At 56.2% G+C, this 14,435-nt stretch carries 17 protein-coding genes; 14 read left to right on the top strand and 3 right to left on the bottom strand.

All coding sequences use genetic code 11. The annotated features are described in order from the left end of the window. From D1641_RS11585 to D1641_RS11570, 4 genes are all read left to right on the top strand, one after another. Positions 1–1,446: C40 family peptidase (locus D1641_RS11585; RefSeq protein ID WP_160665831.1), on the top strand; the 1,446-nt coding region annotated here is incomplete at its 5' end. 14 nt (positions 1,447–1,460) lie between these two features. Beyond that, the gene (locus D1641_RS11580) at positions 1,461–1,697 is read left to right on the top strand and encodes a DUF4315 family protein (protein WP_160266874.1); all 237 of its coding nucleotides are present in this window, start codon (positions 1,461–1,463) and stop codon (positions 1,695–1,697) included. Beyond that, on the top strand, positions 1,684–2,478 hold the full coding sequence (locus D1641_RS11575; RefSeq protein WP_160665829.1) for a DUF4366 domain-containing protein: 795 nt from the start codon (positions 1,684–1,686) through the stop codon (positions 2,476–2,478). Before D1641_RS11580 ends, D1641_RS11575 begins: the two co-directional genes overlap by 14 nt. After that, positions 2,475–2,681, top strand: a complete 207-nt coding sequence (locus D1641_RS11570; RefSeq protein WP_160665827.1) for a hypothetical protein — start codon at positions 2,475–2,477, stop codon at positions 2,679–2,681. The genes D1641_RS11575 and D1641_RS11570 overlap by 4 nt, the downstream gene beginning before the upstream one ends. Before the next feature lie 52 nt (positions 2,682–2,733). Here D1641_RS11570 and D1641_RS11565 read toward each other — a convergent pair whose 3' ends face one another. After that, positions 2,734–3,060, bottom strand: coding sequence for a type II toxin-antitoxin system RelE/ParE family toxin (locus D1641_RS11565; RefSeq protein WP_160665825.1), 327 nt, complete (start codon positions 3,058–3,060; stop codon positions 2,734–2,736). Next, positions 3,044–3,313 (bottom strand): type II toxin-antitoxin system Phd/YefM family antitoxin, encoded by a 270-nt coding sequence (locus D1641_RS11560; RefSeq protein ID WP_160665823.1) that lies wholly within the window; start codon positions 3,311–3,313, stop codon positions 3,044–3,046. The genes D1641_RS11565 and D1641_RS11560 overlap by 17 nt, the downstream gene beginning before the upstream one ends. 94 nt (positions 3,314–3,407) lie before the next feature. On the opposite strand from D1641_RS11560, the gene topB reads away from it, so the two are divergent. The 5 genes from topB (at position 3,408) to D1641_RS19710 (ending at position 9,326) form a co-directional block, all read left to right on the top strand. Further along, a complete protein-coding gene (topB, locus tag D1641_RS11555) occupies positions 3,408–5,453 on the top strand; it encodes a DNA topoisomerase III (RefSeq protein ID WP_160665821.1) in 2,046 nt (681 codons plus the stop codon). Continuing rightward, positions 5,446–5,811, top strand: a complete 366-nt coding sequence (locus D1641_RS11550) for a cysteine-rich VLP domain-containing protein (protein WP_160665819.1) — start codon at positions 5,446–5,448, stop codon at positions 5,809–5,811. Before topB ends, D1641_RS11550 begins: the two co-directional genes overlap by 8 nt. Before the next feature lie 165 nt (positions 5,812–5,976). Beyond that, positions 5,977–8,958: a YodL domain-containing protein gene (locus tag D1641_RS19460; RefSeq protein ID WP_347707423.1), complete on the top strand. Its 2,982-nt coding sequence runs from the start codon at positions 5,977–5,979 to the stop codon at positions 8,956–8,958. Between the two features lie 4 nt (positions 8,959–8,962). Further along, entirely contained in the window at positions 8,963–9,202 is a 240-nt protein-coding gene (locus D1641_RS11535; protein WP_120428659.1) for a transposon-transfer assisting family protein, read from the top strand. Further along, positions 9,192–9,326: a hypothetical protein gene (locus tag D1641_RS19710; RefSeq protein ID WP_279285683.1), complete on the top strand. Its 135-nt coding sequence runs from the start codon at positions 9,192–9,194 to the stop codon at positions 9,324–9,326. Before D1641_RS11535 ends, D1641_RS19710 begins: the two co-directional genes overlap by 11 nt. Positions 9,327–9,580: 254 nt before the next feature. Here D1641_RS19710 and D1641_RS11530 read toward each other — a convergent pair whose 3' ends face one another. After that, positions 9,581–9,784: a hypothetical protein gene (locus D1641_RS11530; RefSeq protein WP_160665817.1), complete on the bottom strand. Its 204-nt coding sequence runs from the start codon at positions 9,782–9,784 to the stop codon at positions 9,581–9,583. 112 nt (positions 9,785–9,896) lie between these two features. Between D1641_RS11530 and D1641_RS19705 the strand changes: the two genes are divergently transcribed. The 5 genes from D1641_RS19705 (at position 9,897) to D1641_RS11505 (ending at position 14,334) form a co-directional block, all read left to right on the top strand. Further along, positions 9,897–10,211: a transposon-encoded TnpW family protein gene (locus D1641_RS19705; protein WP_347707424.1), complete on the top strand. Its 315-nt coding sequence runs from the start codon at positions 9,897–9,899 to the stop codon at positions 10,209–10,211. Continuing rightward, the gene (locus tag D1641_RS11520; protein WP_160665815.1) at positions 10,208–12,001 is read left to right on the top strand and encodes a recombinase family protein; all 1,794 of its coding nucleotides are present in this window, start codon (positions 10,208–10,210) and stop codon (positions 11,999–12,001) included. The genes D1641_RS19705 and D1641_RS11520 overlap by 4 nt, the downstream gene beginning before the upstream one ends. A gap of 312 nt (positions 12,002–12,313) precedes the next feature. Next, a complete protein-coding gene (locus D1641_RS11515; RefSeq protein ID WP_201757340.1) occupies positions 12,314–12,523 on the top strand; it encodes an LLM class flavin-dependent oxidoreductase in 210 nt (69 codons plus the stop codon). An 8-nt stretch (positions 12,524–12,531) separates the two neighbouring features. Further along, on the top strand, positions 12,532–12,867 hold the full coding sequence (gene mobC, locus D1641_RS11510) for a plasmid mobilization relaxosome protein MobC (protein ID WP_160665813.1): 336 nt from the start codon (positions 12,532–12,534) through the stop codon (positions 12,865–12,867). Positions 12,868–12,930: 63 nt separating this feature from the next. Continuing rightward, on the top strand, positions 12,931–14,334 hold the full coding sequence (locus D1641_RS11505; protein ID WP_160665811.1) for a relaxase/mobilization nuclease domain-containing protein: 1,404 nt from the start codon (positions 12,931–12,933) through the stop codon (positions 14,332–14,334). The last annotated feature ends 101 nt before the right edge of the window (positions 14,335–14,435 follow it).

Below are 14,435 nucleotides of genomic sequence, written 5' to 3'. Positions count from 1 at the left end.
TTCTCAAGACCTCTCGGGACTATTATCTGCATTCTCCTATTCCCTTGTATATGCGGTGGTACATTTTACGCTTACGACAATGTGGGCGTAGAGAGCGCCCACCGGCTGGAGGAATCCGCCGAGGGCGGTGTGCGGCTGGCGGCGCACTCCTACCGCTCTCAAAAGCTGCGCCCCTACCGGGAGGCGGCAAAGGCAAAAATGAAGATGGAAAAGGCCAACGTAAACGCCCTTTACCAGAAACATCTCCAGGACAATCCTCAGCTCACCAGCAATCCCGTCTCCCGCTGGCAGCAGAAGCGGGCAATCAAAAAACAGTATGCCGCCTCGGTGCGGGCCGGAGAGAGCGTTACCGCCACAATGGAGAACGCGGCGAAAGCCGCGAGACGTGCGGCGGAAAAGAGTGCAAAGGTCCATCAATTCGTTTGGAAACACAAAAAGGGCTTTCTCATTGTGATCGCCCTGTTTCTGGTGGTGTCCATATTTCTCAATGGGATGTCCTCCTGCTCCATGCTGGCGGAGGGCGTCATGTCTGTGCTGGGCGGCTCCACCCACCCCTCAAGTGATGATGCCATGCTGGGAGCGGAGGCGGCTTACGCCGGGATGGAAAACGAGCTGCAAAGCTATCTGGACAGCTATGAGAGTACCCATGACTATAACGAATACAGCTATGACCTGGACGAGATCGGCCATGACCCCTATGTGCTGATGGCGCTGCTCAACGCTTACCACCGGGGCGGCTGGACGCTGGAACAGGTGCAGGGAACCCTGGAAATGCTCTTTGAGCGTCAGTACACCCTCACGGAAACGGTGACGGTGGAGACCCGCTATGATAAGGATGACGAACCGTATGAATACTCCATCTGTACGGTGACGCTGGACAACTTTGACCTGTCCCATCTGCCTGTCTATCTGCTGGACGAGGAAGGGATGAGCATTTATGCCGTGTATATTGCCACCCTGGGCAACTGGCCTGACCTGTTCCCCGCCAGCGAATATCCCAACGCATCCCAGCGGCAGGACTATCTGGACTACGATGTTCCCCCGGAGGCTTTGGAGGATGAGATTTTTGCGGCGATGCTGGCTGAAGCCGAGAAATATCTTGGCTATCCCTATGTTTGGGGCGGCAGCAGCCCGTCTACCTCTTTCGATTGCTCCGGCTTTGTGTCCTGGGTCATCAATCACTCCGGCTGGAATTATGGGCGGCTGGGGGCGCAGGGCCTTTGCAATGTCTGTACCCCGGTTTCCCCTGCCAATGCCCGCCCCGGCGATCTGGTGTTTTTCAAGTACACCTATGACGCGCCCAACCCGGACGGCGTGACCCACTGTGGCATCTATGTGGGCAATGGAATGATGATCCACTGTGGGTCCCCGATCTCCTACGCCAACCTCAATACATCCTACTGGCAAGCTCACTTTTACTGCTACGGCAGACTTCCAGAACCATAAAAGGAGGGATTTTTATGAACCCGAAGATCAAGAAAATCAACACGGAATATGAGAAAAACGCCGCCAAGATTACCGAGCTGCAAGCGCGGCAGGAGGAACTGGCAAAGCAGCGCACCGAGCTGGAAAACCTGGACATCATCGGCCTTGTACGGAGCATGGGCCTGGACCCGGACCAGCTTGCCGCGCTCATTCACAACGCCCAGCCCGGTGCGCCGGTGGGAGAGGGGGACAGCAGCCATGAGAACGTCTAAGCGGCGCATCCTGTCTATGGTGCTGGCGCTGATGCTGTGCTTCTCCGTCCTCCCTGTCACCGCCTTTGCTGGCGGCGGGCCGGAGGACGGCAGTGACAAGGTGCTGGAATACTGGAGCCAGGATTCCACGCCGCCCCAGGACACCCCGCAGACGGATCAGCAGACAGGCCAGCCTGCCACCGGCCAACAGCCCCAGCAGGGGGAACCGCTGTCCGTGGACAGCGAGTTTTTCACCCGCGATCTGCTTTACAGCAAAGACACTCATAAGCAGTTTATCACCGTGGAGGGCCGGGACGGGAATATTTTTTACATTCTGATCGACTATGACGCCCCGGTGAACGAGGATGAGGAACAGTACAAGACGTATTTTCTAAACAAAGTGGATGAAGCTGATCTGGCGGCGCTGGTGGAGCAGGGCGAACCCGCCGCCTGCATCTGCACCGACAAATGCCACGCCGGGGCGGTCAATACCGCCTGCCCGGTCTGCTCTGTCAACATGACCGAGTGCGCAGGCAAAGAACCGGAGCCGGAAAAGAAGGAGGACCCGGCAGAAACTGACACCGAGCCTGACCCGGAGCCGGAGAAGAAAGGCGGCATCAATGTCAATGGGATGCTGACTGTGGTGCTGGCGGTGGCCCTGGCTGGCGGCGGCGCGGTCTACATCTTGAAATTCAAGAAGAAAAAGCCCGATACCAAGGGCAGCGCCGACCTGGAGGACTACGATTACGGCGATGAGGACGAGTATGAGGACAGCGGCGCAGAGGATGAGGAGGACGAATGAGATATTTCACATCCAATCCCCTGGAACGTCTGATGATGCAGGCCCCTCCGCCCCGGCAGGAGCAGCGGGCCAAGCCAGCGCCGCCCAAGGATCACCCCTGTCACGGCTGTAAACGCTGCGGCGAGAGCTGCGTCCTGCCCTGCTACCGGGGTGTGGAGGTGATACCTCCCATCCCGGACCCGGACCGCGCCCGGTCCCGGTAACAATATCAATCGAACAAACAAGCGGCCCCGCTTCAATTTGCGGGGCCGCTTGTCATTCAAAAAACGAGGTTTTAAGCAATTTGGGATAGTCTGTTGCGCCATGAGCGATATGGTAAATCACTATGGTATCTCCCAGCAGGCGGTAAATAATCAAATATTTGCTCGCCAGAATGTAGCGATACCCGGCAGCGCTTAACAGATCATCCCGGATCGGTGGCCCGGATAACGGAAAACACATCAACTGTTCCATCGCATCGTAAATTTTATCCGTTATTCTGCGGGCTGACTGCGCCCCGGAAAGTGCCATATGTACCCGCGCAATTTCTTCCAATTCCGCTTGAGCGGGAGGGAGAATGTCCAGGTTATACGTTTTGTCCATAGATTTCCTCCAAACGCTTACGAGATTCTTCTATGGAAACGGCAGGCTGTCCAGATAACCGGGACTGTTCCGCAGCCGCCAGCTTTGCCCGCAGTTTCAAAACCTCCTCGCGGCGCTCAAAAGCATCTATGCTCATAATCACTAAATCACCCTCTCCATTTTTGGTAATGTAGATGGGTATATCTTCTTTATGTGCTAAATCGGAAATAGAACCGTAATCGTTTCGCAAAGCGGTTGATGGTTTAATAATCATGGCGCGGCCTCCTTCTATGATTCTGATAGTATTCTATCATTATTGCCTCGAAAATTCAACCCAATATTCTGAAATTTGATAGGAGCGTGATTTTATGTATCGCCTTGTAATTGCGGAGAAGCCCTCGGTTGCTATGAGCATCGCCAAGGTGCTGGGGGCCACAGCCCGGAAGGAGGGCCACATGGAGGGTGGCGGCTGGCTGGTAAGCTGGTGTATCGGCCATCTGGCGGGGCTGGCCGAGCCTGCCGTTTACAATCCCGACTATGACAAGTGGCGGCGGGAGGACCTGCCCATCCTGCCGGAAAACTGGCGGTTCACTATCGGCAAGGATAAACGGGAGCAGTTCGACATCCTGCGGACGCTGCTGCGCCGGGAGGATGTGTCGGAGGTGGTGAACGCCTGCGACGCCGGGCGCGAGGGGGAACTGATCTTCCGCACCGCCTACCATCTGGCGGGCTGTACCAAGCCCATGAAACGGCTGTGGATTTCCAGCATGGAGGACAGCGCCATCCGGGAGGGCTTTGACAACCTCCACCCTGGCAGCGACTATGACGGCCTGCACCAAGCCGCCCTTTGCCGTCAAAAGGCCGATTGGCTGGTGGGCATCAACGCCACACGGCTGTTTTCGGTGCTGTATGGCCGGACGCTGAACATCGGGCGCGTCATGTCCCCCACGCTGGCCCTCATCGCCCAGCGGGAGGCGGAGATCGCCGCCTTTGAGCCGGTGCCGTTCTACACGGTGGAGCTGGCCTGCGGCGGTATGACCCTCACCGGGGAGCGGATCAGCGGCAAGGAGGACGCCGCCGCCATCGCCGCCGCCTGCGAGGGCAGTACAGGAATCCTCCAGACGGTGGAACGCCGGGAGAAGTCCGAAAAGGCCCCAGCCCTCTATGACCTGACCACCCTCCAGCGGGACGCCAACCGCATCCTGGGCTACACCGCCCAGCAGACGCTGGACTATTTGCAGGCCCTCTATGAAAAGAAGCTGTGTACTTATCCCCGGACGGACAGCCGCTTTCTGACGGATGATATGGAAAGTTCTGTCCCTGGTCTGGTGTCCGCCGCCGCTGTGATCTGCGGGGTGGACGCACTGGGGACGGCGCTGGCCTCCCATGTGTGCAGCAGTAAGAACGTCACCGACCACCATGCCGTTGTCCCCACCAAAAGCGCCGCCGATTCCGACCTCGCCGCGCTCCCCCAGGGAGAGCGGGAAATCCTGCGGCTGGTGTCGCTGGGGCTGCTCCGGGCGGTCTGCCCGCCCCATCGGTACGCCGAAACCAGCCTGACGGCGGAGTGCGGCGGGCATCGCTTCACCGCCAAAGGAAAAGCGGTGCTGGACATGGGCTGGCGGGTCTATGCCGCCCCCTCCAAAGACGCCGCTCTGCCGGACGGTCTGGCAGAGGGCCAGTCGCTGGCGGTGGATGCGGTCCAGGTGAAGGAGGGCAAAACGACCCCGCCCAAGCATTTTACGGAGGACACTATCCTCCAGAGTATGGAGACCGCCGGTGCTGGGGAAATGCCGGAGGACGCGGAGCGGAAGGGCATCGGCACCCCCGCCACCCGCGCCGCCATCCTGGAAAAGCTGGTGGCTACCGGGCTTGTGGAACGGAAGAAAGCCAAGAAGATCACCAGCCTCCTGCCCACCCAGGCAGGCAGCTCTCTCGTCACTGTTCTGCCGGAGGTCCTGCAATCCCCCCTGCTCACCGCCGATTGGGAACAGCGGCTGGAAGAAGTAGAGCGCGGGGAGCTGTCCCCAGAGGACTTCATGGCCGGGATCGCCGCTATGGTGGATGAGCTGGTGAAAACGTACCGGCCTGTCCCCGGCGCGGCGGTGCTGTTCCCCTCGGACAAGGAGGCTGTCGGCCCCTGCCCCCGCTGCGGCGGCGCTGTGACCGAAAGCAAAAAGGGCTTTTTCTGTGAAAACCGGGAGTGCCGCTTTGTCCTGTGGAAAGACAGCAAGTTTTTCACCGCCAAGAAAAAGACGCTCACCAAGTCCGTTGCCGCCGCCCTGCTGAACAAGGGCCGGGTAAAGCTCACCGGCTGTTTCTCGGAGAAAACCGGGAAAACCTATGATGCCACGGTGGTGCTGGAGGACGATGGGACCAAGACGAATTATAAGCTGGTGTTCGGCAATGGATAAGCTGCCCCGGATGGATGACAGCCAGTTCCGGCGGGCAAGAAAGCTCATCCGCCGCCTGTGCGCCAACTGCGAGGGCGGAAACTGCCTCCTGTTGGACGATGGGGACCCCTGCCCCTGTCCGCAGATGATTTCCAACACCTTAATCTGCAAATACTTCCGCGCCGCCGTCCTGCCATCGGACCAGGAGCTGCACGGGGAGATCATGGCGGCACGGCCTGTCAAGCGCTGCTGTATCTGCGGCGCACCGATTTTTTCCCGCTCCAATGCGGTGAAATACTGCCCTGCCTGCGCCGCCAGGGAGCGCCGCAGACGGGACCGGGAGCGGAAAGCAAAAGCGGCCTCGCACTTCCGCAAATAGAGGACCGGGAAGCCTTGCGGCACAACGCTTTCAAAACGCCAATCCGCCCAGGGACGTAACTTTACCCTCGGAGGGCTGAAATTAACTTCTACTTGCGGAATTTTGCCCCGTATGGGACGCTTCGGTTTCCTGTGCGGGGCCATTTTATGAAAGGAGATTTTTGCCGTGGCAGATAACAAGCCCAGCAACCGGGAACGGATCAAGGAAATCGTCACCGGGATTGAGGCTGGCATACAAGACCTGTTTCAGAGCGACAAATTTGCGGACTATCTCCGCACCATGTCCCGGTTTCACAACTATTCCTATAACAATACCATCCTCATCCATATGCAGATGCCCAGCGCCACCCATGTGGCCGGGTTCAACAAATGGAAAAACCAATTTGGACGCCATGTGAAAAAGGGCGAGAAGGGCCTGACCATTATCGCCCCCACGCCCTTCAAAAAGCGCATTGAGGAAATGAAGCTGGACCCGGACACCAGAGCGCCGGTATTGGACCATGACGGGAATGTTATCATGGAGGAACGGGAAATCGAGATTCCCCTGTTTCGCCCGGTCAAGGTGTTTGATGTGAGCCAGACCGAGGGCAGGCCCCTCCCCAGCCTTGTTGCCCCTCTGACCGGGGATGTGCAGCAGTATGAGGCGTTTATGGAGGCCCTTCGGCGCACCTCCCCGGTGCCAGTGCAGTTCAAGCCGCTGCGGGAGGGCCTGGATGGATTTCTGAATTTGGAAGATCAAACCATTACCATCCGGGAGGGCATGAGCCAGGTGCAGACGGTGTGCGCCGCCGTCCACGAGATCACCCACGCCATGCTCCACAACCGGGAGCAGGAGCGGCTTTCCGCCGCTGCCGGGACGGAACAGGCGGAAAAACTCAAACCGAAAGACCAGAATACCAAGGAAGTGGAGGCGGAGAGCGTTTCCTACACTGTCTGCCAGTATTACGGTATCGAAACCAGCGCCAACAGCCTGGGCTACATCGCCACATGGTCCAAGGACAAGAGCCTGCCGGAACTGAAAGCCAGCCTGGAGACTATCTCCAAGACCGCCAATATCCTCATCACCAGCATTGACCGCCATTTTCAAGATATTTGCAAGGAACAGGGCATTGACCTGACCGCCCAGCAGCCGGAACAGGACGCGCCCTCTGCCGCGCCCGACACCCTGGAGCAGTTCGCCGCTGATTTATACGATTTTATGGATCAGCTTCATCAGGAGGGAGTTCTGAAACACCCGTTTACCCAGGACCCCAGGGAGCAGTCCATCGCTGACCTTGTGATTGAAATGCGGAAAGGTTATTTTGAAGGTGTGCGCAGCCCGCTGAACTATTTGATCGAACATACTGACTTGATACTTACCGACCTGACAAAAGCCAAAACGCTGCTGGCAAGGCTGGATGGGCTGGTCCAGACGCAGGACGCGCCAGCGGCGGAGCTGCCGCCTGACACCCCGGAGCGGTTCATCAGCGATATGCTGGATATGCTGGACCATCTGTATCAGGCGGGGCTTATCAAAAAGAATTTTCCCCCTGACAACCGGGAGCAGACCAAGGCAAATCTGGTCCGTACTCTGCAAGTGAATCCATCCATTGTCCGGGCCACCCTGGAACAGTTCATCCAACAGGACACCGGCGCGGCGGAGGCAAAGGTTATGTTGGAACGGCTGGATGGGCTGGCTCAGTCCGTGCCGCTGAAAGAATACGTCTACAAAATGGAGGCCAATCCCCGGACTGTTGGCGCAATCGACCAGCAGTTTATCCAGGCATATGAGAGAACGGCGCAAGGGACCTTAAAGCCGGATCGGGTGCTGTTTTTCGGCACGGCTGATAAATGCGCCGGTATTCTGAAAAAGCTGCAATCCGGTGAATTGAAACCGGATGATTTTTTCCAACCCGGCACAGCCAGAATCAGTCATTACAAAACCAAGGACGGCGCGGAGCTGGATGCTTTTGTAGGGCCAGATGATAAGGTATATATGGGCAGGCGCGACCACTATGACAATCGCGGCCATTACCTCAATGCGGACAAGTCCTTGCTGTACCTCTCCGATAATACGGTGATGTTCGATTTTGTCTCCGGGAGCAGCTATGCCGCTACCCAGGCGGAGCTGCTGGCCCAGGGCTGTTTTACGATGGAGGACTATGCCGAGTTTGATGCCCTGCGTGTTGGCGTGCTGGCACAATTTGAGCAGGTCGGGCAACTGTTGTTCGCCGGGGAGCCGTTCAGCTTCACCCAGCCGGACACGGCAGAAGTGGAACAACAGCCCCCGCCTGCCCCGGAACCGCTGGCACAGGCGGATGAAGCCTTGCGGGACACCACTCTGGACGAATACCCCCTGCCGGACCCGGCCTTTTCCGCTGACGAAATGGAACAGGACTACGGTTATTCGGGCGGCGATCTGCTGCCCCTGTCCAGGGAACGAGCGGCGGAATTGCTGGAACAGGATTTGACCGTCTACATGGTGGAGGCTGGCGAAAATCCCGCTATGGTTTTTGACCGGGACGATCTCATGGAGCAGCCGGAGGGCATGATGTTCGCCGTCACCCGCGAGGAATGGGAGGAAAGCCAGGACTTCCGGCAGGCGGTACTGGACAGGATGCAGCACCAGCCGGAGCGCGAAAGAGCGTTTCTGGACCATGTGGCGGACTGTTTCGCCATCTATCAGGTCAGGGACGATGATGCGCTGCGGGATATTCGCTTTGAATCCCTGGACTGGCTGAAATCCAAGGGCTGCACCGTGGAACGGGACAATTATGATCTGGTCTACACGGCCCCGCTGTCCACATTTGCCAGCGCGGACGCGGCGCTGGATCAGCTCTGGTATCAATTCAACAACGACCACCCCGCCGATTTTCAGCACCCTTCTATATCCGTCAGCGACATCATTGTGCTGAAAAGGGATGGTGTGGTATCCTGCCATTACTGCGACAGCTTCGGCTTTGAGCAGTTGACGGACTTCATCAGCCAGAAGCCCACGGTGGCCGAGCTGGAGGCCCAGGTCAAGGCGGGACAGACCATTTCCCTGACGGATTTGGCGGATGCTGTCCACCGGGAAAAGAAAAAATCCGTTGTGGCCCAGCTCAAAAACCAGCCAGCCCAGGAACGAAAAAAGACAGCGCCCAAAAAGAGCGCGGAAAAGGAGCGGTAAGGAAATGAACGATTTTACATTTGAGGAACAGAATCTGGTGTGTATTTACAACAGTTCCGGCACCCGTGCGGGCGTGATCGCCGCCCTCACCGAGATGCGGGGCTATCTGGAGCCGGACGAGGACGAGCTGCGGACGCTGACGGACAGCGCCCTTTCCAAGCTGGGACGCATGACCGACGCGGAGTTTGCCGCCCTGGACCTGTTCCCGGACTTTGAGACGGAGGACCCTGCCTATGGCAAGTAAGCTCCAAGCCTATGCACAAATGGCCGACCATGCCGCCCGCCAGATCACCGGCAGCTATCAGGAATGGACGGCCTTTCTCTCCACGGCGGGGCGTCTCTATAAAGATGTATGTTGTAAAGGGTGAATGTGAGATTTCGCCTAATACAACATAGCGGCTTGCTCGTTTGTGGTGAATGACGGTGCTATGGGAGGGGGTGATACCAATATCCGCACAACTTCGAGCGACAAATTGTCGCTCGAAGTATATCCGAGGGGCGGTGTCATGTTTTTTGAAATGGGACTGTCATGCCATTAGCCTGTTTTTTTAGATTTCGCCCATAATATACTTGGGAGAACGATGGTATTCGCTTGTCAGAAACGTGAGCGACAAAATGTCGGTCACGTTACACCAAAATCAAGTGTGCATTCTGCACTTCTGATTTCATCTTGCATTTTTGCAATTTTTTCGAGAGTGACGGTCAAATCTTGCATTATCGCCATATTTTTGCGGTCTGGGCAGTTTTCTCCGTATAATAGAGATGGGCGAACAAACCGGGCCGCTCCAAGAAATTTTCTAAACCTTTTTGAAAATGGTTCCGCCATACCCCCGGTTTTTCTCCTATAAGTGAGAGGATGATTTGGATGCTGTGAAAACTAACGTCCTTTCACGACAAAAGTACATAGGCACTCAAGCCAGCTTTCGACTGCAAACGACATTACGCAGCCGGGGGCTGGCTTTCTGTGTGCCTGGAACATCCACCACCATCATACTACGGGTTGCGTCCTACCGCAAGAAAGGAAGGCCAATATAGCTACAATTCAACCAGCAGAGGCGAAAACTGCCACCATTTACCGCCGCATCGGTTCCACTACCTACAAAGTCAGAGTTCATTTCAGCGACACCGCCCAGGAGACAATCAATGACAAAATTCTGCGTTTAATTCAGCGCGAAGCCGTGACAAACGGTGCTGACTGTGGTATAATAGGCACACCACAAACGAGCCAGCCGCTTGAAGGGAGTTCGCTATGAGCGAGAAGCGGTTGGAGCAGGAGAAAATCACGGCATTATATGAGAGATTGTCCCATGACGATGAATTGATTGGGGACAGCAACTCGGTCGTGAATCAAAAGGCCATGTTGGAAAGCTACGCCGCCCAGCATGGTTTCATAAATTGCGTCCATTACACGGATGACGGATGGAGCGGGGCCAATTTTGAGCGGCCCAGTTGGAAACGGCTTGTGGCGGACATTGAGGCCGGGAAGGTCAGCTGCGTGATCGCCAAGGACATGAGCCGGGTCGGGAGAGATTACCTGCAAACAGGATTTTATACGGAAATCCTGTTTAGGGAGAAGGGTGTTCGGTTTATCGCTATTTCCAACGGTGTGGACAGTTTTGACCACAATTCGGGGGAATTTGCGCCCTTTTTGAACATCATGAATGAGTGGTACGTCCGGGACTGTAGCCGGAAACAGAAAGCGCAGTATCAGGTGCGTGGACGGTCCGGCAAGCCTGTCACCAACACGATTCCCTATGGGTTTAAGAAGGACCCGGACGAAAAGCACCACTGGCTGGTGGACGAAGAAGCGGCAGATGTTGTGCGCCGCATTTTCCATTTGAGCGCGGAGGGAAAAGGCCCTCAGACGATTGCCAAAATCTTGATGATGGATAAGGTAGAGCGCCCCTCCTATTACCTCGCCCGGCAGGGGCGGGGGACGTGCCAGCGCAAAACGGATATGTCCCGGCCCTATGACTGGACGGGCAACACGATTGCGGATATGCTTGCCAAGCCGGAGTACATAGGGCATACGGTCAATTTCCGCGCCTACAAGCCCTCCTATAAGGACAAGAAGATGATAAAGCGTCCCCCGGAGGAATGGCTGATTTTTGAGAATACCCATGAAGCCATTGTGGATGCGGAGACGTGGAAACTTGCCCAGAGGTCAAGGCAGACAGTACGCCGGACGGACACCACGGGCGAGGCCAATCCCCTGACGGGGCTGTTGTTCTGCGCCGAGTGCGGGGCCAGGATGTATAACCATCGAAGCAGAGGCAGGGCGCTGAAAGAGGGGTGGGAACCTGACCCTGACAGCGGCCTCTATCCCAGCGATAACTACAACTGCTCCACCTATATGCTGACCGCCAAACAGTCAGAGCAGAAGTGTTGCAGCCACTATATCACCACCAGGGCAGTCCGGGCGCTACTGCTGGATACCATCAAAACCGTCAGCGCCTATGCGATCTCCGATGAAAAGGGCTTTGTGGAGAAGATTCGCGCCGCCTCCCAGCTTCGGCAGGACAACGCCGCGAAGGAATTGAAACGCAAGCTGAACCGGGACCGCAAACGGTCCGCAGAACTGGACGGGCTGATAAAGAAGCTCTATGAATCCTTTGCCACGGGCAGTTTGACGGAGAAGCGGTTTAAGCTGCTGTCGGACGGCTATGAGCGTGAGCAGGAGGAATTGGACGCCGCGATCAAGCATGAGCAGGCGGAGTTGGATGCGTTCAATGCCGACACGGACCGGGCCGATCAATTTTTGGAGCTTGTCAAGCGGTACACTGATTTTTCTATGCTGACCACGCCGATGATCTTGGAGTTCGTGGATAAGATCGTTGTCCACGCGCCGGACAGGTCCAGCGGTGAGCGGATGCAGGAGGTCGACATTTATCTGAAGTTCATCGGTAAGTTTGATGTACCGCTCCCGGAGCCTACGCCGGAGGAGCTGGCGGAACAGGAGCGGTTGCGGAAGAAACGGGAAAAGCAGCGGGAATACTCCCGGCGCTCCCGTGAAAAGAAGAAACGGGCGGCGGCTCAAAATTGACTATGCTGTGCCGGAGGGCGGTTTGCGTCAAGCAGACCGCCCTTTTTGTGTCCTAAATTTCAATCCATGTGAAATCAGCGAACAAAACAGCGTCAGAATTGCGATTTTTCATGGAAACACGCAACGCTGGACAGCGAACACGGTACGTTGTCCTCTGCTGGTTTTCACGGTGACCCATGACTTCACGCTGAACGCTGAAACTCGATATGCGTTCCTGTGACCTGGGCATTGCGAACAGCTTGCCCAGGCCGCTGGGGGCGCTTTCAAATTCTACGCCGGATGGCGAATACGATTATCGAAGGAGATACGATTATGAATATCAGGAACGAAATCAAAGCCTACATTGTCCGGGAGGGCTTCACCATGAGCGAGCTGGTGGAAAAGCTGGCGGAGCAGTACAGGTGGAGTCCCAGCGTCCCCAACCTCTCCGACAAGCTGCGCCGGGAATCCCTGCGCTACAAGGAGGCCGTGGAGTTGGCTGACGCTCTCGGCTATGACCTCGTATGGCAGAAGCGGCGATAAGGAGGACTATGGCGAAAGAGAAAACCAGCGGTATTTATTTCAAGGTCACGAACGAGGAACGGGAGTTAATCGAACAGAGAATGGCGCTGATGGGCGTTCGGAACATGAGCGCCTACATTCGGAAAATGTGCATTGACGGTTACATCGTCAATCTGCAAATCAAGGAGCTGGACGAGTGTGCCAAGCTCCTGCGCCATACCTCCAACAATGTGAATCAGATCGCCCGCCGGGTCAATTCCGGCGGCGGGGTCTACCCTGATGAGGTGGACGAGATCACCGCAAAGCTGACGGAGGCCAGCGGGCTTTTCGGAAACATTTTGGAGCAACTATCAAAAATCAAATAACAATCTGGTGGTGGGCCGCATTTTACGGCCCACCACTTTTTCATTTGAGGGGAGGTTTTGAAAATGGCAACAACACGACTGATGCCCTTACACAGCGGCAAAGGCCGGACTGTGGCGGAGGCCCTGGGCCGGGTGACAGACTATGTGGAGAATCCAGAGAAAACCAACGGCGGCGATTTGGTATCGGCCTATCAATGCAATCCGTCTATAGCTGACCAGGAGTTTCTTTTTTCCAAGCGGCAGTACGCCGCCATTACCGGCAGGGAGCGAAAAGAGAATGATGTGATCGCCTACCACCTGCGGCAGTCCTTCAAGCCGGGTGAGATCACGCCGGAGCTGGCGAACAAGATTGGCTATGACCTTGCTATGTCGCTGACTAAGGGCAAACACGCTTTCATCGTCTGTACCCATGTGGACAAGCACCATATCCACTCTCATATCGTGTTCAATTCCACTGCTCTGGACTGCACCAGAAAATTCCGAAACTTCTGGCGGTCCTCCTTTGCGGTTCGCAAAATCTCTGATATGCTGTGTCTGGAAAACGGGCTGTCGGTGATTGCGGAGCCGAAGCCCAGCCGGGGCAGCTATGGCACATGGCTGGGAGAGGGTAAGCCGCCTACCGTCCGGGGGCAGTTGGAGCAGATCATCGACACCGCCCTCGGTCAAGGCTGCAAGGATTTTGACAGTTTCCTCGCCGCTATGAAAACGGCGGGAGCGGAGGTTAAGCGGGGCAAACATCTGGCGTTCAAAATTCCGAACGGTAAGCGGTTCATCCGCTGCGATTCTCTTGGTGACGATTACACCGAAACGGCAATTATGGAACGCATTTCCGGCAAGCGGATTGTCGCTCCAAGGGCAAAGGCGGCGGTGAAGTCCAAGCCCAATTTGCTGATTGACATTCAAGCGAAAATGCAGCAGGCCAACTCGCCCGGATTCGAGCGGTGGGCAAAGATTTTCAATCTCAAAGAGATGGCAAAAACGGTCATATACTTGCAGGAAAACAATTTGACGGACCTTGGAGAATTGGAGAAAGCCTGTAATGCGGCGGTTCAGAAATTCAACGATTTAGCTGACCGGACGAAAGCCGCTGATGCAAGGGTGAAGGACATTTCCGAACTGCAAAAGCACATCGGAACGTACTCCAAGACCCGTGAAGTTTACATCCAATATCGGAAATTGACGGGCAGAAAAAGAGAGAAATTTTATGAACAGCATAGCAGCGAAATCACGGCCTGTCAAGCGGCAAAGCGGTACTTTGATTCCCTCGGTTTGAAGAAGCTGCCGTCTATGCAATCGCTGAAACAGGAGTATGCCATGTTGAAAGCGGAGAACAAAAAGCGGTATCCGGAGTACAAGCAGGCGCGAGAAAAAATGATAGAACTGCTCACCGCAAAAAACAACGTGGAGCGGATTTTGGGCGTGACAGAGAAAGAGAAAAATCGTGACCGCCAGCAGGGGGCGCGTTGAAGATTTTTCTCTCCCTGCGGGTAACAGCAGACGCCGAAGGCGGCTTAAAAGGACCGGCGCGACCGCGCCGGTCCTTACGGGGGCTTGGGGGCGTCAGCCAC

The organism is Colidextribacter sp. OB.20, from assembly GCF_009911595.1.
Classification (GTDB): Bacteria; Bacillota; Clostridia; order Oscillospirales; family Oscillospiraceae; genus Lawsonibacter.
The sequence above is the reverse complement of the archived record's forward strand: the minus strand, read 5'-3'. Positions and strand labels throughout refer to the sequence as shown.